The organism is Acidobacteriota bacterium (assembly GCA_039028635.1).
In the GTDB taxonomy this organism is placed as follows: domain Bacteria; phylum Acidobacteriota; class Thermoanaerobaculia; order Multivoradales; family JBCCEF01; genus JBCCEF01.
This window is the reverse complement of the sequence record JBCCHV010000026.1, coordinates 37,602-55,954: the sequence shown is the minus strand read 5'-3', so window position 1 is coordinate 55,954 and position 18,353 is coordinate 37,602. Positions and strand designations below refer to the sequence as shown.

The following is an 18,353-nucleotide window of genomic DNA, read 5'->3' as shown; positions in this document are numbered from 1 at the left end:
CCGGCGGCGCGGTCGGCACCTCGAGCTTCACCACTGCTAAGCTCCGAGCGGTGTCGAAGCGAGATCTGGCCGCCTGGGGGATCACCATGGCTTTGCTGTGGCTGGTGCCGGGCGCGGCCGGAGAGCTGCTGCCGGTCACTGCCTACTCGGCCAGCCAGGGTTTGGGCCACGACCACGTGCGGTGCGCCGTTCGCGATCCTCACGGTTTGCTGTGGTTTTGTACCGCCGTGGGTTTGGCGCGCTTCGATGGTGCCGAGCTCACGGCCTTCGGCGAGCGCGACGGCCTGCCCAGCGGGCGTGTCCATGCCCTGGTGACACCCCCCGGAGACGGCTACTACCTGGCGACCGATGACGGTCTCTATCGTCTCGATCTCGGGCGCTCGGAGACCGCCGGCCAGCTCTTCGAGGCGGTTGCCTACGGAGGCGGCTGCCAGGGCACGATTCATGTCCTGACCGAATTCCAAGGCGAGCTCTGGGCCGGCTGCGACGGCGGCCTTTTCCGGCTGGTGGACGAGACCAGTGGACGCCCCGCCTTTCAGCCGGTCGCCGAAGACCTTCTCGCCGGCCCGGTGCGCGCCCTGATTTCGGCGCGGGACGGCTTGTGGGTGGGCGGAAACGGCTGGATCGCCCTTCTCGCGGACCAAGCTGAGCTTCGCCGATGGCCCTTGCCGGTGTCTTGGGGCGCCGTTCGCTCGCTCCTGGCAGCGGCCGATGGCCGCCTCTGGGTCGGCCTCGAACGCGGTCTGGCGATCCTCCCCAGCTCGGCCGCTGCGACGGTCGAGGCCGTCGCGGTTGCGGTCCAGGAAGCGGACAAGACCGTGCGCTCCCTGTTCGAGGATCGCCAGGGCACGATCTGGGTGGGAGCCGTGGGCGGCTTGGTCGCCATCGAGGCGGCCGGGGAGCGCCTGTTCACCGTCGCTTCCGGATTGCCCGACGAAACCGTCAATGCGATGGTCGAGGACGCCCTCGGCAACCTTTGGCTGGGCACCGACGTCGGCGGCGTGGCCCGGCTGCTGCCGGATGGCCTGGTCTCCTACGGGGTGGCCGACGGCATGGCCCACCCGTCGGTGAGCTCCTTGACCCTCGATCGTCACCGCCGGCTGCACGTCGGCGCCGATGCGCGCGGCGCGGTGAGCCGCCTCGAGGGCGATCGCTTCACGGGGGTGATTCCCAACTTTCCACCGGCGTTGGCGCGGCTGGTGCGCTTCGGTCGCGTGCGGTCGCTGCAGGATCGCCGCGGTGCCTGGTGGTTCGCCACCGCCCATGGCTTGGTGCGGTTCCCGCCGACGGATCGGTTGGAGGCTCTGGGAAGCTCTCGCCCGCGTCTCTTTGGCATCGAGGACGGTCTGCCTTCCGAGGATGTCTATTTCGTACACCAGGATGGCGCCGGCGACCTTTGGCTGGCCACTGCCGGAGGGCTGGCGCGGTATCGGCCGGGCGCGGGCGACGAAGCTGCAGCGATCGAGGCCCTCGGACCGGCCGAGGGCTTGCCGAGCCCTGGCGAGCCGACGGCCCTCGCCAACGGTCCTCGCGGCCTCCTGTGGATCGGCTGGAGCGACGGCAGCCTGTGGCGCGCTCTGCCCCTCGCGGGTGGATCTGGAGCGACCGCCGGCGATCGGCCGAGCTTCGAACCGGTGCCGCTGGAAGCCACGGCGCCGGTCTGGGACCTCTTCTTCGATGCTGCCGGTCGCCTCTGGATCGCGACCTTCGGTGATGGCGTCTACCGACTCGACGCGCCGCAGAGCGCTGCGCCTCCGAGCCCACGCCGCTACGGCCTGGAGGAAGGCCTGTCGAGTACCTCGGCCCGCGTCTTGACCGCCGATCGCTGGGGGCGGATCTATGTCGGTGGGCTGCAGGGCGTCGATCGCCTCGATCCAGCCGGCGGAGCGGTGCGCCACCTCACCACCGCCGAGGGGCTCGCCGGGCTCGAAGTGACCGCCGCCCAGGCCGATGCCGAGGGCAACCTCTGGTTCGGCACCTGGTCGGGACTGTCGCGCCTGGTCCCGAGACTCGACGCCGCGGTTCCGCCACCCCAGGTACGCCTCGCCGGCCTGCGGGTGGACGGCCGCGCCCTGGCGGTTTCGCCGCTCGGGGAGGTCGATCGCGAGGCCGTCGTGCTACCGCCGGGGCCGCATCGCCTCGAGCTTTCGTTCTTCGGCGTCGGCTTCCCGCCGGGGGCCGCGGAGCGCTATCGCTATCGCCTCGGCGACGATCCCTGGAGCGAGCCCCTCGAGCGACGCCACCTCACCCTCGCCGACGTTGGTGGCGGGCGTCACCGGCTGCAGGTGCGGGCCGATCTCGACGGTAGCTCGGAAAAGAGCCCGTTGGGAGGTCTCGCAACGGTCGTGTTCGAGGTGGCTCAGCCCCTCTGGAAGCGGGGCTGGTTCCAGCTCCTCGCGGTGCTCTCGGTGTTGGCCTTGGGGTGGCTCCTGCATCGCGCCCGGCTGCGTCGGGCTCTTGCGTTGGAGCGGGTCCGCACCCGCATCGCCGCCGACCTGCACGACGATTTAGGGGCCAGTCTGGCGCGCATCTCGATGCTGGCGGAAGCGGCGCGCATGCCGGCTCGCGAGGGTGACGGAACATTGGCCGAGATCGCTGCCGGCGCTCGCCAGTTGATCGCCCGGGCGCGTGAGATCGTCTGGTCTCTGGAACCTCGTTACGACGACCTCGCGAGCTTGTCGGTGCGGGTTCGGGAGGTCGCCGGTGAGCTCCTCGAACCGGCGGGAATCCGCTGGAGCCTGCAGGCGCCGGAGGCACCCCAGGCGCGCAAGATCCGGCTGCGGCCGGAACACCGACAACACCTGCTCCTGGTGTTCAAGGAGGCGCTCCACAACGCGGTTCGCCATGCCGGCACGGAGCGCGTCGAGATGGTCCTGGCGATTCGCGGTCGCCGGCTCCTGGGGAGCATTCGGGACCATGGAAGGGGCCTGCCGGCGGGTGTTTCGAGGGCCTCCGGCGGCGCTGGCGCGGACCTCGGCTCCGAGATCCCGGGGAATGGGCTGCGCAACATGCGCCGGCGATTGGCCCGCCTGGGCGGTCGGCTCGAGCTGCGCCATCCACCGCAGGGCGGGCTGGAGGTCGTCTTCAGCTTGCTGCTGAATCGCTCACCATGGTCATTCGTTCGCAGGGCCGGCCGCGGTGAAGGCCTGCGGGGAGCATGAAGATGCGATGGCGTTGCGTCGACCGATCCGATAGATCTGTCAGAGCATGAACGACGACTGCATTCGGGTTGCCCTGGTGGACGACGATCGCCTGCTGCGCGATAGCCTGCGGCGTCTGATCGACGGGGCGCCGGGATTCCGCTGCGGTGGCGACTACGGCACCGTCGGTGCCGCCGCCGAGGGTCTGGCGGCGCGCCCGGCCGATGTGGTGCTGCTCGATGTCGACCTGCCGGCGACCCCGGGTCCTGAAGGCGTGGCGGTCCTCCGCGCTCTCGAGCCCTGCCCCGAGATCGTGATGTACACCGTTTACGCCGATGACGAGCGGGTCTTCACCTCGCTGTGCAACGGGGCCTGCGGCTATTTGCTCAAGGACACTCCGCCGCACCGTTTGCTCGAAGCCCTGCGCGAGGCGCGGGACGGTGGTGCCCCGATGACCTCGCGCATCGCCCGCCGCGTGGTCGAGCTGTTTCGTCGAGTGGCGCCGCCGGCGCCCGCCCACCACGATCTGACGCCGCAAGAGCTCCGCTTGCTCGATCACTTCGCCGAGGGTTACAGCTACCAGGCCAGCGCAGAGCGCCTCGGGATCAGCATCAACACGGTCCGGAGCCACGTCCGCAGCGTCTACGAGAAGCTGCACGTCCACTCGCGGTCGCAGGCGCTCCATCAGGCGCGCAAGCGAGGAATCCTGAGGTAGCCCGGTCTAGGCCGACAGTTCAACTCTTTTGGCGGGATGGCGTAAAGATTCACATCTTTATGCGATGGGCAGCAGGGCCCGGCGCTTCTAGCCTGGAGCCATGCGAACGCTCGTCTTCACCTTCGGGCTCTCTCTTCTCGCTCTCGGTTCCGGCGCTCAGGCTGCCGCCGTGACCTGGGCCGATGGCGCCGGTACCTGCGCCGGCAACTCCCCGTGCTTCACCACCCTCGCCGCGGCGGTGGCGAATTCCGGACCGGCTCCGGCGCAGGTCTTCGTCTTTCCCGGAACCTATGCCGAGAGTGTCGATCTCGGCACCATGGGATCCGCCCTTCCCGGAGGAGTCGCGGGGAATCTCTCGATCATCTCCGTGGATCTTTCGGGGCAGCCCGCTCCGGGAGCCGTGGTCGATCCTGGAGCCTCCGGCGGTCCGGGTACCGGGGCGGCCCTTTTCGCGACCGGCTTTCCCGGGACCCTGCTGATCGATGGTCTCGAGGTGCGCTCACCGGACGACTCGGGGGTCTCGCTGACCGGTGGCGATCAGGGGGTGCGCCTGATGCGCTTGGTGGCGAGCAACTGCGTTGCCGGCAACGGCATCGTGGTGGCCAATCAGGCCGGGGTTTTGGAGGTCGATGACTCGCAGGCGGTGCTCAATTTCAACTCCGGCTTCTTCCTGGGCAGCGAAACCGGAACCGTCGAGGTGAACGGCTCCTCGGCCGAAAGAAATCAAGGGCCGGGTTTCACGATCGTCGCGAACGATGTCGTGATCGATGGATCGCGGGCCGACTTCAACGGTCAGGAAGGCTGGTTGGTGACGCCCTTTTCGGACGGCGGTGCTCTGACCTTGAACGGGGTTTCGGCCCAGGGCAACGCCGAGGACGGGTTCTTCGTCCTGGCCTTGATCACTCAGGGAATCTTCTCGACGGGAACGGCCACAGGGCTCGATTTCCGCGGCAATGGCACCGCCGGCGCTCGGATCTTCGCCGAGACTCTGGTCGCTTCCCAACTGGTCGCCGAGGACAACGGCGATAGTGGACTCTTCGTCGGTGGTCGAACCGTGCAGGTGAGCCAGGTTGAGGCGCATCGCAACGGGGATGGTGGATTGGTGGCGCTGGCGGAGCTCGAGGTTCGCCTCGACACGGTGTCGGCTCACGACAATACCGGAGCAGGCGTCGCTGCAGGCTTCCCGGGAGGTTCGAACCCGGGCGGATCAGTCTTCGTCAATGCGGTATCCGCCGATGGCAACACGGAGCAGGGAGTCCTCGCGGCAGCGGCGACGGTGTTCGCTTCCCAGGTGACGGCAGTCGGTAATCAGACCAGCAGTGGAGCCATTGTTTTGGGCGGCGAGCTGGTCGAGGGTGAATTTCTCACCGCCCAAGGAAATCAGGGAGTCGGCCTGTTCCTGATGGGGGATGACTTGGCGCTGCGCGACAGTTTGTCGACGGGCAACGTCACCGGCGTCGCTGCCGTCGCTTTGCGAGCCGTGATCGAGCGCACCAACGCGTCGCTGAACGGTCCTGGTTCGGGAAACCTGGTCGACGGAGTCGGATTCGGCGTGTCGAGTCGCCGTTTCGAGGTGCAGGACAGCACCAGTGAGCTCAACGAGGTTGGCTGGCTCTTCTTCAACCTCGGGGCACCGCTGGCGTCTGCCCTCGAGGCGCCGGTGACATCGCCGGAGAGCGATCTCGGCGCCTTCGATGACGCCATGGCGACGATCCTCGCCAGGCTCCAGGCGTCGGACGGTGCCGTCTTGGCGGGACCTCGGACCATCCTGACCTCCCGAACCCTGAGCAACTCCGTCGCTTCGATGGTGGTCGCTCTGCCCGGCAACGATCGGCTGCGGGTGAGCTGTTCCGACTTCGTGAGCAACGGGCCATCCGGCCTCGAGCTGCAGACCGATCTGGTGGTCGACGCGCGCTACAACTATTGGGGCGACGCCAACGGTCCGACCCATCCAGGGAATCCAGCGGGCAGCGGTGACCTGGTGCTCGATGGCCCTGCCGGGGGGATGGGGCTGGCTTCTTGGGATCCCTTCCTGGGCGTTCCGGCAGCGGCAGAAGACTGTCCTGCCGTGGTGCAGCCTTTGGAAGTGCCGGTCCTGCCGCGCGGTGGCCTGCTACTCCTGGCGGTACTCCTGGCCTCGGCGGCGGTCGTCGTGATGCGTCGGTAGGCGCGCCCCGGCAGACTCCGGGTGCGGGCCCGATCGCTACCCGGTCACTCGGTTGAGCCAGTCGCCGAAGCCCGGCGCCATGCGCCGGGTCCAGGCGAAGAAGCGCATCATCCAGGGCATCACCACCTGGCGTTTGTTGCCTTCGATGGCGCGCACCGTGGCGCGGGCGACCTCGTCGACCTCGAGATGGCGCACGAAGATCCGGGCCAGCCGCGGCAGGTCCTGGCTGGGGTCGAGGTCGGCCTTGGCGATGAACGGGGTTTCGACGATTCCCGGGCAGATCCAGCTCACCCCGACGCCACGTTCCAGGACCTCGAGTCGAAGGGTGGCCAGGTAGGCGTTCGAGGCCGCCTTCGAGGCGCAGTAGGCCGAGCCCATGCGGTGCGGGATGAGTCCCGCCGACGAGGTCAGACCGACGACGTGGGAAGGGGTGGCGGCGAGGAGATGGGGCAGGGCATGGCGAATCGTCCGGGTCAGGCCGACATAGTTGATGCCGATGGTGGTGTCGACGTGCTCGGCGGGCTGCTCGGCGACCGCAGCGTAGCGTCCCAGGCCAGCGTTGGCGACCACCAGGCGGAGGCCGCCGAAGGCCTCCACGAGGCGGGCGATGGCCTGCTCGACCTGCTCTTCGGAGCGTACGTCGGCGGCGACCGCCAGGCCTTCGCCGCCAACCTCCGCGAGCTCCGCGGCGAGCTCCTGTAGGGCGTCTTCGGAGCGCGCCAACAGTCCGACGCGAGCGCCACGACGGGCCAGCTCGAGGGCGATGGCGCGACCGATACCCGACGAGGCGCCGGTGACGAGACAAGGGGTTCCGGATTCGATCTTCAAAGTCAGCTCCCTTCGTGAACCATCCCGCCGGCGACGCCTTCCGGAGCCTCGAGGGGCAGGGCGTCGACGCCGAAGCTGCGGGCGGCGGAGATCAGCCGCGGATCGGCGGTGGTCAAGGTCCGCTCCTCGAGGGCGGCGGTTGCCAGGTGGATGCTCGCCGACGGCGGCAGGGCATCGAAGCCGCGCCCGGCCCACTCGCGGGCGAGGCGGAAATGGTGCCGCCCGAGGGCGACGCGCTGGAAGAAGTCGTCCTCGAGGTGTCCGAGGAAAACGGCCTGGATGCGACGCAGGTCGTCGACGGCGAGCTCGGCCCGTTCGACCTTGGTCGAGAGCGCTGAAAAGAGCTCGATCTCGGCGAGCTCGGAGATTGCCGGCAGGGGATAGGCCTGCAGAATGCCCTCCGCCGAGGCGCTCAGCGTTTCCGGCGTGTAGTAGGCCGCCAGCACGGTGCTGTCGATGTAGAGCTTCACGGGTAGTGGGGGCCTCCCCGCCGCTCGCCGATCTGCTGGCTGAGGGGGGCTCCCATCACCTTCAGGCCGGCTCGGAACTCGGCCAGGGAAGGGAGCTGCTTGCTCTCCCGGTGGGGCGGCAGCAGGCGAGCCACCGGACGGCCATGGCGCAGGAGCTCGATCTCCTCGCCCTCGGCGACGCGGTCGATCAGGGCGCGGAAGCTCTGGCGGGCTTCTTTGACGTTGATGCGATGTTGGTGGCTCATATGTGTACTTTTCAAGTGTACGTTTCGAGCTCGGCCTTGTCAACGGCGATCGGTCGGGTGTGGGCCGTGCCGCTCTACTTGCTGCGCAGGTTGGCGAGCAGAAGACGCTCTTCGATGCCTTCGAACAGCTCCTTGGTGCGGGCGCGCCATTCGCTGGGGGTGAAGCGATCCGGAGGGGCGCTGACCTGCACCAGGCCCTTGCCTCCGAAGTTGTAGACCTTGATGCGCAGATCGCCGCGCAGCAGGGCCCAGCGCTCTGTGACCTCGACCCGCGGGTCGAAGGGTCGCCGGGCGAGCTGGAGGGTGTCGATCACCGCCGTCAACAGGCGCCGATCGGCGCTGTCATAGGGCGTTTCGAAGGTGTTCGAGTCGTTGTAGTACTCGGCCGGAATGCGGTACCGGTCGACGCTCAGGAGCTGCTGATAACGCGCATCCGAGACCAGGCTCTCGAAGTTGCCGTCGCTGCGGGCGCGCAGGCGAGCCACTTCGTCGAGGCCGATGGCCTGGCGGAGGTGCTCGAGGGCGAGGGCGGCGTAGCCGGCGAGGGCGTAGTTGGTGGCCACCAGGTAGGGAGCATCGGCGTTGGTGGGATTCGCTTCGAGGTAGGCCGCAAAGCGTTCCGATGCCGGCTTGAGGCGTCCCGAGAGCAGCTCGACGGCGCCGATGTTGAGGTGGTTGTCGAGGGCTGTTGGATCGAGCTTCTCAGCGCGGACGAAGGCCTCGAGGGCGGCGTCGTAGCGCTGCTCGGCGACATCGAGGGCGGCGCGGTTGAGCCATGCCCGGCGCAGCTTGGGATCGGCCTCGAGGGCGCGCTGCAGGTCCTGGCGGCCACCCTGTCGGTCGCCGAGCATCAGGCGTGCCGTGCTGCGCAGCAAGAGCGCCTGGGCGTTGTCCGGCGAGCGCGCCAGGATGGCTTCGACGGCGTCGAGGGCCTCTTCCGGCAGCTCGGCCTCGAGTTTCTCCTGGACCGCCGCCAGACCGGTTGCCTCATCGGCCGAGAGGCACGGAGCCGAGGTGGCGAGGAAGAGGACGGCGACGAGGCAGCGGAGCGGTTTCATGACAGTTCGACAATGTAAAGGAACGGCGGGCGTTTGCCAAGGTTTCAGCGGGGGCGTTTACAATCCGGCTCATGACTGCCGACCTGCCTACGCCGCTCGAGATCTGCGATGTCCTGCGGCGCCGCGTCATCGGCCAGGAGGGAGCTCTACGGGAGCTCTCCTTGGCCCTCGCCAAGCACCTCGCCGGTCTCTCCACCGGCAATATCCTGATGATCGGCTCTTCGGGCAGCGGCAAGACCACCCTGATGCGCGCTGTCGAAGCCTTCCTGGCGCAGCGCGCGGATCTGGCATCGCGCTCCAACCTGGTGCGTATCCACGCCAACGTCCTGTCCCAGGAGGCTGAGCGCGGGCGGCCCGGCGAGACCATTCTCGGCCGTCTGCTCGATCGTGCGGCGGAAGCCCTCGGCCGCGACGCACCGGTCGGTGATCTGCTCGAGCGGGTGCGCCACGGCATGGTGTTCGTCGACGAGGTCGACAAGATCCGCTCGCGCGTCGGGGATCGGCCGAACGTCGCCGGCATTCGGGCTCAGGAGGCACTGCTCACCCTGATCGAGAACGAATCGGTGCCCTTCGACCTGCCCGCCTGGGCCGGCGGTGGCCGGGTGCGGCTCGACTCGTCGGCCATTCTGTTCGTTTGCGCGGGGGCCTTCGAGGGGCTCTACGACGCGGTCTACGACCGCGTCACCATCGGGGCCGATCGCGGCTCCCTGCGGGCTCGCATGCGCGTCGAGGGCCGCGATGTGGTGGAGGAGACGACCTTTTCCCTGGGTGACTGGCTGCGCAACGAGGATCTCTTCGACTACGGCATGACGCCGCAGTTCCTGTCGCGCTTCGACGCCGTGGTGCTGCTCGAAGACCTCGGCACCGACGAGCTGTTGGAGATCTTTCTCGAAGCGCCGGACTCCGGCTACCACCAGAGCCGCGCCTATTTCGAGAGCCGGGGTATCGACCTCGCGCTGTCACCTTCGGCGGTGCGGCGCATCGCCGGCGAGGCGGCACTGCGGCCGCGTCTGGGCGCTCGCGCCCTGCGCGAGGTCTTCCGCCGGGTGATCCGCCGCTACGAGCTCGACCCCGACTCGGCGGCCGTCGGCGGTGCCCTCTTGATCGACCTGCCGGAAGTCGAAGAGGCCCTCGGGGAATCCTGAAGCCCCTGGAGATGGCCCAGGAGGCGCGAAAAAGACTCGGAGAGGCTATTTCAGCAGCCTCCTAGGGTCTTGAACATCACGTAGGCGTCGACGAAGCCGAGCCGAGGATGGGCGAACGCCCCCGGCAAGGTGCCGACGATGGCGAATCCGAGCTTCTGCCAGAGTCGCACCGCTCCGCCATTGCTCGCCGCCACCATGTTGAACTGCATGGCGCGGAAGCCCTGCCGGATCGCCTCTTCTTGGGAGTGCTGGCACAGGCGCGACGCCACGCCGCGGCCGCGGGCGGCGGTCGAAACGATGTAGCCACAGTTGCAAACGTGGGCACCGGGGCCGAGGTGATTCGGCTGCAGGTAGTAAGTGCCGAGGAGCTCGCCGGTGGCGGAGTCTTCGGCGACGAAGGCCCGGCGCGGTGGGTCGCTCCACAGTCGGCGGGCCGCGTCGCGGTCGAGATCCCGCGGGAAGGCGTAGGTCTCACCGGCGCGAAATACCGGCGCGAGAAACTCCCACAGGGCCGGCCAGTCGGCCGGCCGATAGGGCCGAATCGACTCGCTGACCGAGGGGGACCGGTGTCCCATCTTCAGGCCGGTCTGCGGCCGCTTCTCTGACGGCTGAGGTCGGCCAGCCGGCGGCGGCGTTTGCGGCCAATCCACAGCCGTGGGATGCAGGTCAGTAGCACCAGGCCGGCGAGGGCGGCGGCGGCGGGAGCGAAACGCGCCTCGCCGCCGCTGCCGGCGGCGGCCACCACGGCGGCTCCCACCTGCGTGTAGACGGCGATGGCGGGCAGCAGGCCGACGGCGGTGGCGGCGAGGAAGCGGGTTGCCGGGACGCCAGCGAGGGCGGCCCCGAAATTGACCACCGGGAATGGGATCGGAATGAAGCGGATCTGCACCAGGGTCCAAAAGCTCTGTCGGCGCAGCCGCCGCTCCGCCCGCTGCAGACGACCACGGGCCAGGCGCGAGACGAAGTCGCGCCCCAGGAAGCGCGCCAGCCCATAGCTGGTGGCGGAACCGGCGAAGGCGCCGAGAAAGTTGTAGGCGGTGCCGGGGCCGAGGCCGAAGAGGACACCGCCGGACGCCACCAGCGGGCTGACCGGAACCCCCAGCGGGCATAACAGGGCGTAGGCGCCGATGAACAAGGCCGGCGCGAGAGGATGTTCGCGCAAGCGATCGAGAAGGGTTCCGCTCTCGAGGACGCCGGCCAGCGGTGTCCAGCGGAAGAGAACGAAGCCGCCCAGGGCGAGGGCGATCAGGAGGGCGAAGCGGATACGGGATCCGCGACCCTCAGGCGTCGCCACTCGGCATCTGCAGGAACTCCCGCATGTGGCCCTGCAGAATCTTCTGGGACTTGGGGTCCATGAAGTTGAGGCGCAGCTCGTTGATCACCATCACTTCCATGTTCTGCCATTCACCCCAGCAGTCGGAACAGGCCTTGGCGACGATCTCCTCGCCGACGGCGCCGGGCAGGGGAGAGCGCGTGAGGGCGGGCTTCTCCTGCCCGCAGCGGCTGCATGCAACGGTGGTCACGGGGGACTCCTTTCGAGGGCGGGCTAGTCCGCCTCACCAGGCAGGATGATGCTGCTGCCCTGGCGGTCGACGACCTCCTTGGGCACTCGCACCATCAGCAACAGGTCGCCAGCGCGCGAGCCGCGCAAGCTCTTGACGACAGCGTCCGGCACCGCCAGCTTGACGTAGGCCGGTCGTTTGTCGGTTTGGCGGGCGCTCTCGATCAGCAACTCCGCGAGCGGCGCCGCTTCGACCTGCTGGGGGTACTTTTCGAGGGCGAAGATCAGGGATTCGAGGGAATTCGCCATGGCGCGATTCTAATCCGTCGAAGCTAGGCCGAGGCAGCGGCTGATCCCGGTCAGGCCTGGTGCGCGCCGCGGGCGGCGAGCTCGCGGCGGAAGTAGTCGAGGCTGCGACGCAGTCCTTCGTCGAGAGTGATGCGCGGCTCCCAGTCGAGCTCTCGGCGCGCCTTCCGGATGTCCGGCTGGCGGACTTTGGGGTCGTCCGTCGGCAGGTCTTCGAAGGTCAGGGTGCTCGAGCTGTCGGTGATCTCGATGATCTTCTCGGCGAACTCGCGGATCGTCATCTCCTGCGGATTGCCGATGTTGACGGGCTCGCTGCAGCGACTCATCAGGAGCCGGAAGATGCCCTCGACCAGGTCGTCGACGAAACAGAAGGAACGGGTTTGGCTGCCGTCACCGAAAACCGTCAGCGGCTCGCCGGTGAGCGCCTGCTGCATGAAGGCCGGCACCACGCGGCCGTCGCGCAGCCGCATCCGAGGACCATAGGTGTTGAAGATGCGGACGATGCGCACTTCGAGGCCGTGGACCCGGTGGTAGGCCATCGCCATCGCTTCGGCGAAGCGCTTGGCCTCGTCGTAGACGCCCCGCGGGCCGACCGGATTGACGTTGCCCCAGTAGGTTTCCGGCTGCGGATGGATCAGCGGATCGCCGTAGACCTCGGAGGTCGAGGCGAGCAGGAATCTGGCCGCTTTGGCCTTCGCCAGGCCGAGGCTGTTGTGGGTCCCGAGGGAGCCCACCTTGAGGGTCTGGATGGGCAGCTCGAGGTAGTCGATGGGGCTCGCCGGCGAGGCGAAGTGGAGCACGTAGTCGATGTCCTCGTCGATGAACAGGGGCTTCGAGATGTCGTGCTCGATGAAGCGGAAGTCGTCGCTCTGGCGTGCCCCCTCGAGGTTGGCGAGGCGGCCGGTGAGGAGATTGTCGACGCAGACCACGCGGTGGCCTTCGGCGAGCAGTCGCTCGCAGAGGTGGGAGCCGAGGAAGCCAGCGCCGCCGGTGACCAGGGAAGTGGTCATGCTTCACCGCCTTGGGCCACGGCCGGCGTTGCGGCGGTTTCGGCTGCCTGCTCCGCCGGCCGCGCTTCGGATCGGCCCACGGAAACATAGCGAAAACCGGCGGCGGCCACCCGCGCGGGTTCGTAGATGTTGCGCAGGTCGATGATCGTGGGCTGGCGAACGCGCTGGCGCAGCTCCTCGAGCTCGAGGGCCCGGAACTGGTTCCACTCGGTCAGGATGATCACCGCGTCGGCTCCGTCGGCGGCCTCGTAGGGACCGCTGCAGAAGGTCGCCTGGGGCAGGATCGGTTGCGACGCCTCCATCGCCTCCGGATCGAACACTCGCAGGGTGGCGCCGCGCTCCGCCAGGCCGGCGGCGATGGTCAGGGCCGGCGATTCGCGGATGTCGTCGGTGTCCGGCTTGAAGGACAGGCCGAGGAGGGCGAGGCTCTTGCCGGCGACGCCGTCGAGGGCGTCGTCGACCTTGTCGATCATGCGCCGCTGGGTGGCATTGTTGACCTCGAGGACGGCTTCGACGATGTGGAAGCGGCGGCCGGCATCGTGGGCGATCTGAACCACCGCGCGGGTGTCCTTGGGGAAGCAGGAGCCGCCGAAGCCCGGCCCGGCGCTCAGGAACTTCGGGCCGATGCGGTTGTCGAGACCCATGCCGCGCGACACCACTTCGACGTCGGCGCCGAGCGCTTCGCAGAGATCGGCGACCTCGTTGATGAAGGAGATTTTGGTGGCGAGAAAGCCGTTCGAGGCGTACTTGATCAGCTCGGCGCTCTCGACGTTGGTCTCGACGAAGGGCACGTCCGCCACCTTCAGTGGCGCGTAGATCTCGCGCATCAGCTCGAGGGCTCGGGGGTCGCGGCTGCCGATCACCACCCGATCCGGGCGCATGAAGTCCTCGATCGCCGAGCCTTCGCGCAGGAACTCCGGGTTGCTCACCACCGCGAAGGCCTGGCGGCCGGCGGTGCGCTGGTGCACGATGTCTTCGATCATCTGGCCGGTGCCGATCGGCACGGTGCTCTTGGTGACGATGATCTTGTAGCCGTTGAGATGGTCGGCCACCGACTCGGCCACCTGGCGGACGAAGGTGAGATCCGCCGAGCCGTCGGCCTTGGGGGGCGTGCCGACGGCGATGAACACCGCCTGGGCCTCCTCGATGGCCGGCCCCAGCTCGGTGGTGAAGGAGAGCCGGCCGGCGGTCTCGTTCTTGGCCACCAGGCTGCGCAGGCCCGGCTCGTAGATCGGGATTTCGCCGCGGTGAAGGGCCGCGATCTTCGAGGCGTCCTTGTCGACGCCGGTCACGGTCATGCCGAAGTCGGCGAGACAGGCGCCGGTGACCAAACCGACATAACCGCTACCTACGACACAGACTTTCATGATCTTCAGTCCCTCGGAGTTTCAGCAGCTGGAAGTTGGCGAGGCCGCCCGCAAGACTCAGGCGGAACCGACGGCGGCTCGGCTTTCTCGATACCAGGCGACGGAACGGCGCAGTCCTTCGCGGATGGGAACTCGAGGGGAGTAGCCGAGGAGGCGGCCCGCCTTGGTGACATCGGCAAAGGTGATCGGCACGTCCCCGGGCTGGGCCGGAAGATACTCGATCCGCGGTTCCGTATCAAGCTCCTCACCGATCCATTGCACCAGGTCCGAGAGGGCGGTTGTTTCGGCGCCGCCGAGATTGAAAATATCGAAGCCGAAGGCGCCGTCGAGGGCCGCGACGACGCCGTCGATGATGTCGTCGATGTAGGTGTAGTCGCGGCGACTCGAGCCTTCCCCGAACATCGGTACCGCTTCACCGCGGGCGATCAGGTCGGTGAACTTGTGGATCGCCATCTCGGGCCGCTGGCAAGGACCGTAGACGGTGAAGAATCGCAGGCAGCTGATCTTCAGTCCGTAGAGGTGATGGTAGTTGTAGCACAGCAGCTCGCCGGTGCGTTTGGTGGTGGCGTAGGGGCTGATCGGCTGGTTGATCTCGTCGTCTTCGGAGAAGGGAACCTTCTCGTTGATGCCGTAGACCGAGGACGAGGAACCGAAGACGAAGACCTCCGGTCCGTGACGTCGCGCCGCTTCGAGGAGGCGTAGGGTGCCGATGCAGTTGACGTCTTCGTAGAGCACCGGCTCGGCCAGGCTGGGACGGACGCCGGCGCGGGCCGCCAGGTGCACCACGCCGGTGAGCTCCTGGCGCGCGAAGAGCTCATCGACCAGGGCGGCGTCGCGAATGTCGCCTTCGACCAGCGCGTAGTCCGGCCGCTCGATGAAGGGCGCCACGTTGTGGCGCTTGCGGGCCGGGTCGTAGAAGTCGTTGAAGTTGTCGAGAACGGTGACGCGATCGCCCCGCGACAGCAGCCGCCGCGTCAGGTGGGAGCCGATGAAGCCCGCTCCGCCGGTGATCAGGATGTGTCGTGCCATGGTCTCTCGCAGCGGAAATCCGCGAGGCGTTCAGCGCGGACTCGTCGAGCTGGAATCTTCCGCGCGGGCCTCGTCGTAGCGCTTCTCGATGCCCGCCTTCTGTCGGTTGCGAATCAGCCAGCGCAGAAGGCGTGACTCATTGATGCCGACGATAACATCGTTCAATGCTTCGTAGACCTGCGGGTCGGCGATCAGGCGGGCCGCCGTGCCGTCGCCTTCGGTGAGCTGACCGGACAGGCGATTGAGGCGCTCGACGAGCTGGCGGAGGTTTTCGCTCACCTCTTCGGCGTAGGCCTCGTCGGTGAGCAGCTTGTCGACCAGCCCGGACGATCCGTCGAGGCGCTCGGTGAAGGCCGCCAGGTCCGTCGAGGCCTGGCGCAGGCTGCTCAGGGTCTCATCGAGCTGGGCCGGATAGGACTCGTCCTGCAGCAGCCGGGGAACCAGCCCCTCGCCCTCCCGGACGGAGGCCATCAGGTCGTCGAAGGTGGCCACCGACCGGCTCAGGCGGTCCGCCAGATCCTGGTCGTTGATCAGCCGCGCCACCGCCCCGTCGCCCGTCTCGATGCGGTCGGCGATGCGCTCGATGGTCTCCATGGTGGTGACCACCGATTCGGTCAGACGGGCGCCCTTCTCGGTGCGCGAGGTGAGCTCGCCGACTAGACCCTCGCCGCGCTCCATGCGCTCCAGGACGGTGCGCAGGGACGATGAGATGGCGACCACGTTGTCGACCGTGTCTTCGCCCGAGGCGAGTAGGGCGTCGACGCTGGTGGCCGGCGCGACGCGAATCTCGGAACCGGTGGGGATGGCGGCCTTGTCCGGCGAGCCGGAGGTGATCTCGACGAACTTGTCGCCCAGCAGGCCGAGGGTCTTGATGCGCGCTTCGGAGTCTTCCCGGATGCGCTCCGCGTAGCGCCGATCGATCGCGATCCAGACCCGGATGGTGGTCTCGCCGGCGTTCTCCGGCAGCACCACCTTCTCGACATTGCCGACGTCGACGCCGTTGAGCTGCACCGGGTTGCCACTCTGCAGGCCGCTGACGTTGGCGAAGCGCGTGAAGTAGCGGTTCTTGGGCGAGAACAGGTTGCCCTCGCGGCCGATCAGGAAGATCGCCGCCGCCAGCACCAGCAACGCCAGGATGACCACCAGGCCGACGCGCTGGCGGCTGCCGCCGTCAGGCCGCATCGGCGTCCTCCTCCTCGCGGCCAGCGAGGAAGTCCACCACCCGTGGATCGTCCAATTGATCGGCCTCTTCCCAGGTACCGATGAAGCGGAAGCGGCCGTGGTCGAGGAAGGCCAGGCGGTCGCCGACGGTGCGCGCCAGGGGCAGGTCGTGGGTGACCACCACGGAGGTCACGCCGAGCTCTTCCTGGGTGCTGCGGATGAGGCTGGCGATGGTCGCCGAGGTGCGCGGATCGAGGCCGGTGGTGGGCTCGTCGAAGAGCACCACCTCGGGGTCGAGGGCGAGGGAGCGGGCGAGGGCCACGCGCTTGCGCATGCCGCCCGAGAGATCCGCCGGCATGCGCTCTTCGATCCCCGCCAGGCGCACCCGGGCCAGCCGTTCGGCGACCCGTTCGGCGATCGCCGCCTCGTCGAGGTCGGTGTGCTCGCGCAGGGGAAAGGCGATGTTGTCGGCGACATTCATGGAGTCGAACAGGGCGCCGCTCTGAAACAGCATGGCGATGCGCCGACGGATCGGAAACAGCTGCGCTTCGCTCAGGTTTGAGATCTCGATGCCATCGAACTCGACGCGACCGGCGCTCGGCCGCTCGAGGCCGTTGAGCTGACGCAGGGTGACGCTCTTGCCGCTGCCGGAGCCGCCGAGGATCACCAGGCACTCGCCGGCGAAGACGTCGAAGTCGAGGTCCGCCAGAACCTGCTTGTCGCCATAGGACTTGCCCAGGCCGCGAATGCTGAACAGGGCTCGGGTCATGGGAGCACCATCAGACGATGATCGAGAACAGCTTGGTGAGGAAGAAATCGGAGACCAGGATCGAGATCGACGAAAACACCACGGTGTTGGTGGTGGCCCGTCCGACACCATCAGCTCCTCCATCGGCGGTGAGGCCATTGTAGCACCCGATGATGGCGATGAAATAGCCGAAGAAGAAGGTCTTTCCGACGCCGCTGACGATGTCGCCGATGGCTAGCGAGTCGAGCACGTCGTTGAGGTAGAGGCCCGGCGAGACGTCGAGCTCGTAGATCGCGATCAGCAGTCCGCCGAGGATGCCGAGGGCATCGCCGAGGATGGTCAGGCAGGGCAGCATGAGGAGGGTGGCGGCGAGCTTTGGCACCACCAGCTTCTTGACCGGGTCGGCGGCCATCGAGCGCATGGCGTCGACCTGCTCGGTGACCTTCATGGTGCCGATCTCGGCGGTCATGCCGGAGCCGATGCGGCCGCCGACCACCAGGGCGGTGAGCACCGGGCCGAGCTCTCGCACCAGCGAGGCGGAGACGATCGAGCCGACGTACCACTTGCCGCCGAGGGCGGCGAAACCGAGGGCGTACTGCAGCGCCAGCACCATGCCTGTGAAGGTGGTGGTGATGGCGGCGACGCCGAGGGACGAGACGCCGAGCTGCTCCATTTGCACCACCCACGAACCGAAGTCCCAAGGGCGGCGAAAGAGGGCGCGGATCGAGCGGCCGGTGAGCTCGGTGACCTCGCCGAGCACCTCGGCCCAGCGCAGCAGTTGGTTCATGTTCGCAGGCGGCGCCAGAAGAGGAAGTGGGTGAGGGCGAAGACGGCATCTGCCGCGGCCAGCAGGTAGAGGCTCGGCAGGTCGGGGCGGCGCAGGGCGATGACGCCGAGCACGACCGCGCCGGCGGCGCGGCCGAAGATGGCGACCAGAATCACGGCGCTGTAGCGTCGCGGATCCTCCGCCGCCGCCAGGTAGAGGGCGGCCAGCATGAGCAGGAAGACGGCGATCAGCGGCAGATAGAAGGGTGGCCCTGGAAGGGGGATGGCGAGGTGCTCCGAGGCCGCCTGCGGGGCCAGCACCATGAGGGCTGCGAACAGGACGTCGTAAGCGGCGCCGGCGATCAAAGAGGCGCGGAGCAGGCCGAGCCAACGGAGCCGGCTGCGCAGGGTGTCGCTGCGGTTCATCGGAGCTGGCAGTCTAGCAGGCCGCTGCTCGCTGGAACCGCTCTCGCGGGCAGCTCGAGGTGCCGCCTCTCAGCCCCTTTTCATTCGTCCGCTGGTTCCGCCGCTTTCGGGGGCTTCCAGCGGCCGGCTTTGCGCACCGCTTCGAGGAGCAGGAACTCGATCTGGCCGTTGACGCTGCGCAGGTCGTCCGCGGCCCATTTGCGGAGGGCTTCGTAGAGCCGCGGATCGACCCGGAGAGGGAATCCCTTGCGCTTCGCCATGGTCGCTCGGAG

20 protein-coding genes are annotated in these 18,353 nt (G+C 68.1%); 4 read left to right on the top strand and 16 right to left on the bottom strand.

Annotated elements, in window-relative coordinates:
• The first annotated feature begins 50 nt into the window (after positions 1–50).
• From AAF604_12320 to AAF604_12310, 3 genes are all read left to right on the top strand, one after another.
• Positions 51–3,161 (top strand): two-component regulator propeller domain-containing protein, encoded by a 3,111-nt coding sequence (locus tag AAF604_12320; GenBank protein MEM7050441.1) that lies wholly within the window; start codon positions 51–53, stop codon positions 3,159–3,161.
• Positions 3,162–3,207: 46 nt separating this feature from the next.
• Entirely contained in the window at positions 3,208–3,855 is a 648-nt protein-coding gene (locus AAF604_12315) for a response regulator transcription factor (protein MEM7050440.1), read from the top strand.
• 100 nt (positions 3,856–3,955) lie between these two features.
• A complete protein-coding gene (locus AAF604_12310; GenBank protein ID MEM7050439.1) occupies positions 3,956–6,022 on the top strand; it encodes a hypothetical protein in 2,067 nt (688 codons plus the stop codon).
• A gap of 36 nt (positions 6,023–6,058) precedes the next feature.
• On the opposite strand, the gene AAF604_12305 is transcribed toward AAF604_12310, so the two are convergent.
• The 4 genes from AAF604_12305 to AAF604_12290 all read right to left on the bottom strand — a co-directional run bounded on the left by AAF604_12305 (position 6,059) and on the right by AAF604_12290 (position 8,623).
• Complete coding sequence (locus AAF604_12305; GenBank protein MEM7050438.1) at positions 6,059–6,850, bottom strand: SDR family oxidoreductase; 792 nt, start codon at positions 6,848–6,850, stop codon at positions 6,059–6,061.
• Positions 6,851–6,852: 2 nt separating this feature from the next.
• Positions 6,853–7,320 carry a type II toxin-antitoxin system VapC family toxin gene (locus AAF604_12300; protein MEM7050437.1) on the bottom strand — a complete coding sequence of 156 codons (468 nt, stop codon included), beginning with the start codon at positions 7,318–7,320 and terminating at the stop codon, positions 6,853–6,855.
• Positions 7,317–7,565, bottom strand: a complete 249-nt coding sequence (locus tag AAF604_12295) for a type II toxin-antitoxin system prevent-host-death family antitoxin (protein ID MEM7050436.1) — start codon at positions 7,563–7,565, stop codon at positions 7,317–7,319. Before AAF604_12295 ends, AAF604_12300 begins: the two co-directional genes overlap by 4 nt.
• A gap of 74 nt (positions 7,566–7,639) precedes the next feature.
• Positions 7,640–8,623: a tetratricopeptide repeat protein gene (locus AAF604_12290; protein MEM7050435.1), complete on the bottom strand. Its 984-nt coding sequence runs from the start codon at positions 8,621–8,623 to the stop codon at positions 7,640–7,642.
• 71 nt (positions 8,624–8,694) lie between these two features.
• Between AAF604_12290 and AAF604_12285 the strand changes: the two genes are divergently transcribed.
• Complete coding sequence (locus tag AAF604_12285; GenBank protein MEM7050434.1) at positions 8,695–9,768, top strand: AAA family ATPase; 1,074 nt, start codon at positions 8,695–8,697, stop codon at positions 9,766–9,768.
• A gap of 50 nt (positions 9,769–9,818) precedes the next feature.
• On the opposite strand, the gene AAF604_12280 is transcribed toward AAF604_12285, so the two are convergent.
• The 12 genes from AAF604_12280 to AAF604_12225 form a co-directional block, all read right to left on the bottom strand.
• Entirely contained in the window at positions 9,819–10,343 is a 525-nt protein-coding gene (locus tag AAF604_12280) for an N-acetyltransferase (protein MEM7050433.1), read from the bottom strand.
• A 2-nt stretch (positions 10,344–10,345) separates the two neighbouring features.
• Positions 10,346–11,062 carry a VTT domain-containing protein gene (locus AAF604_12275; protein ID MEM7050432.1) on the bottom strand — a complete coding sequence of 239 codons (717 nt, stop codon included), beginning with the start codon at positions 11,060–11,062 and terminating at the stop codon, positions 10,346–10,348.
• Positions 11,049–11,291, bottom strand: a complete 243-nt coding sequence (locus AAF604_12270; protein MEM7050431.1) for a Fe(2+)-trafficking protein — start codon at positions 11,289–11,291, stop codon at positions 11,049–11,051. Before AAF604_12270 ends, AAF604_12275 begins: the two co-directional genes overlap by 14 nt.
• 23 nt (positions 11,292–11,314) lie before the next feature.
• Positions 11,315–11,578: a hypothetical protein gene (locus tag AAF604_12265; GenBank protein ID MEM7050430.1), complete on the bottom strand. Its 264-nt coding sequence runs from the start codon at positions 11,576–11,578 to the stop codon at positions 11,315–11,317.
• Between the two features lie 50 nt (positions 11,579–11,628).
• Positions 11,629–12,585: a UDP-glucuronic acid decarboxylase family protein gene (locus AAF604_12260; protein ID MEM7050429.1), complete on the bottom strand. Its 957-nt coding sequence runs from the start codon at positions 12,583–12,585 to the stop codon at positions 11,629–11,631.
• Positions 12,582–13,952: a UDP-glucose/GDP-mannose dehydrogenase family protein gene (locus AAF604_12255; GenBank protein ID MEM7050428.1), complete on the bottom strand. Its 1,371-nt coding sequence runs from the start codon at positions 13,950–13,952 to the stop codon at positions 12,582–12,584. The genes AAF604_12260 and AAF604_12255 overlap by 4 nt, the downstream gene beginning before the upstream one ends.
• Positions 13,953–14,009: 57 nt before the next feature.
• Positions 14,010–14,981: an NAD-dependent epimerase/dehydratase family protein gene (locus AAF604_12250; GenBank protein MEM7050427.1), complete on the bottom strand. Its 972-nt coding sequence runs from the start codon at positions 14,979–14,981 to the stop codon at positions 14,010–14,012.
• A gap of 30 nt (positions 14,982–15,011) precedes the next feature.
• On the bottom strand, positions 15,012–16,163 hold the full coding sequence (locus AAF604_12245) for an MlaD family protein (GenBank protein ID MEM7050426.1): 1,152 nt from the start codon (positions 16,161–16,163) through the stop codon (positions 15,012–15,014).
• The gene (locus tag AAF604_12240) at positions 16,153–16,911 is read right to left on the bottom strand and encodes an ABC transporter ATP-binding protein (protein ID MEM7050425.1); all 759 of its coding nucleotides are present in this window, start codon (positions 16,909–16,911) and stop codon (positions 16,153–16,155) included. Before AAF604_12240 ends, AAF604_12245 begins: the two co-directional genes overlap by 11 nt.
• A gap of 10 nt (positions 16,912–16,921) precedes the next feature.
• Positions 16,922–17,677 (bottom strand): ABC transporter permease, encoded by a 756-nt coding sequence (locus AAF604_12235; GenBank protein ID MEM7050424.1) that lies wholly within the window; start codon positions 17,675–17,677, stop codon positions 16,922–16,924.
• Complete coding sequence (locus tag AAF604_12230) at positions 17,674–18,081, bottom strand: hypothetical protein (protein MEM7050423.1); 408 nt, start codon at positions 18,079–18,081, stop codon at positions 17,674–17,676. Before AAF604_12230 ends, AAF604_12235 begins: the two co-directional genes overlap by 4 nt.
• 80 nt (positions 18,082–18,161) lie before the next feature.
• Positions 18,162–18,341: a hypothetical protein gene (locus tag AAF604_12225; protein ID MEM7050422.1), complete on the bottom strand. Its 180-nt coding sequence runs from the start codon at positions 18,339–18,341 to the stop codon at positions 18,162–18,164.
• Positions 18,342–18,353 lie beyond the last annotated feature (12 nt).

Bases quoted from the DNA above. Each gene is read 5' to 3' on its own strand.
- AAF604_12265 (MEM7050430.1), bottom strand. From the start codon at position 11,578: ATGGCGAATTCCCTCGAATCCCTGATCTTCGCCCTCGAAAAGTACCCC.
- AAF604_12310 (MEM7050439.1), top strand. From the start codon at position 3,956: ATGCGAACGCTCGTCTTCACCTTCGGGCTCTCTCTTCTCGCTCTCGGT.
- AAF604_12225 (MEM7050422.1), bottom strand. From the start codon at position 18,341: ATGGCGAAGCGCAAGGGATTCCCTCTCCGGGTCGATCCGCGGCTCTAC.
- AAF604_12255 (MEM7050428.1), bottom strand. From the start codon at position 13,952: ATGAAAGTCTGTGTCGTAGGTAGCGGTTATGTCGGTTTGGTCACCGGC.
- AAF604_12235 (MEM7050424.1), bottom strand. From the start codon at position 17,677: ATGAACCAACTGCTGCGCTGGGCCGAGGTGCTCGGCGAGGTCACCGAG.
- AAF604_12230 (MEM7050423.1), bottom strand. From the start codon at position 18,081: ATGAACCGCAGCGACACCCTGCGCAGCCGGCTCCGTTGGCTCGGCCTG.
- AAF604_12260 (MEM7050429.1), bottom strand. From the start codon at position 12,585: ATGACCACTTCCCTGGTCACCGGCGGCGCTGGCTTCCTCGGCTCCCAC.
- AAF604_12280 (MEM7050433.1), bottom strand. From the start codon at position 10,343: ATGGGACACCGGTCCCCCTCGGTCAGCGAGTCGATTCGGCCCTATCGG.
- AAF604_12245 (MEM7050426.1), bottom strand. From the start codon at position 16,163: ATGCGGCCTGACGGCGGCAGCCGCCAGCGCGTCGGCCTGGTGGTCATC.
- AAF604_12290 (MEM7050435.1), bottom strand. From the start codon at position 8,623: ATGAAACCGCTCCGCTGCCTCGTCGCCGTCCTCTTCCTCGCCACCTCG.
- AAF604_12240 (MEM7050425.1), bottom strand. From the start codon at position 16,911: ATGACCCGAGCCCTGTTCAGCATTCGCGGCCTGGGCAAGTCCTATGGC.
- AAF604_12295 (MEM7050436.1), bottom strand. From the start codon at position 7,565: ATGAGCCACCAACATCGCATCAACGTCAAAGAAGCCCGCCAGAGCTTC.
- AAF604_12250 (MEM7050427.1), bottom strand. From the start codon at position 14,981: ATGGCACGACACATCCTGATCACCGGCGGAGCGGGCTTCATCGGCTCC.
- AAF604_12315 (MEM7050440.1), top strand. From the start codon at position 3,208: ATGAACGACGACTGCATTCGGGTTGCCCTGGTGGACGACGATCGCCTG.
- AAF604_12285 (MEM7050434.1), top strand. From the start codon at position 8,695: ATGACTGCCGACCTGCCTACGCCGCTCGAGATCTGCGATGTCCTGCGG.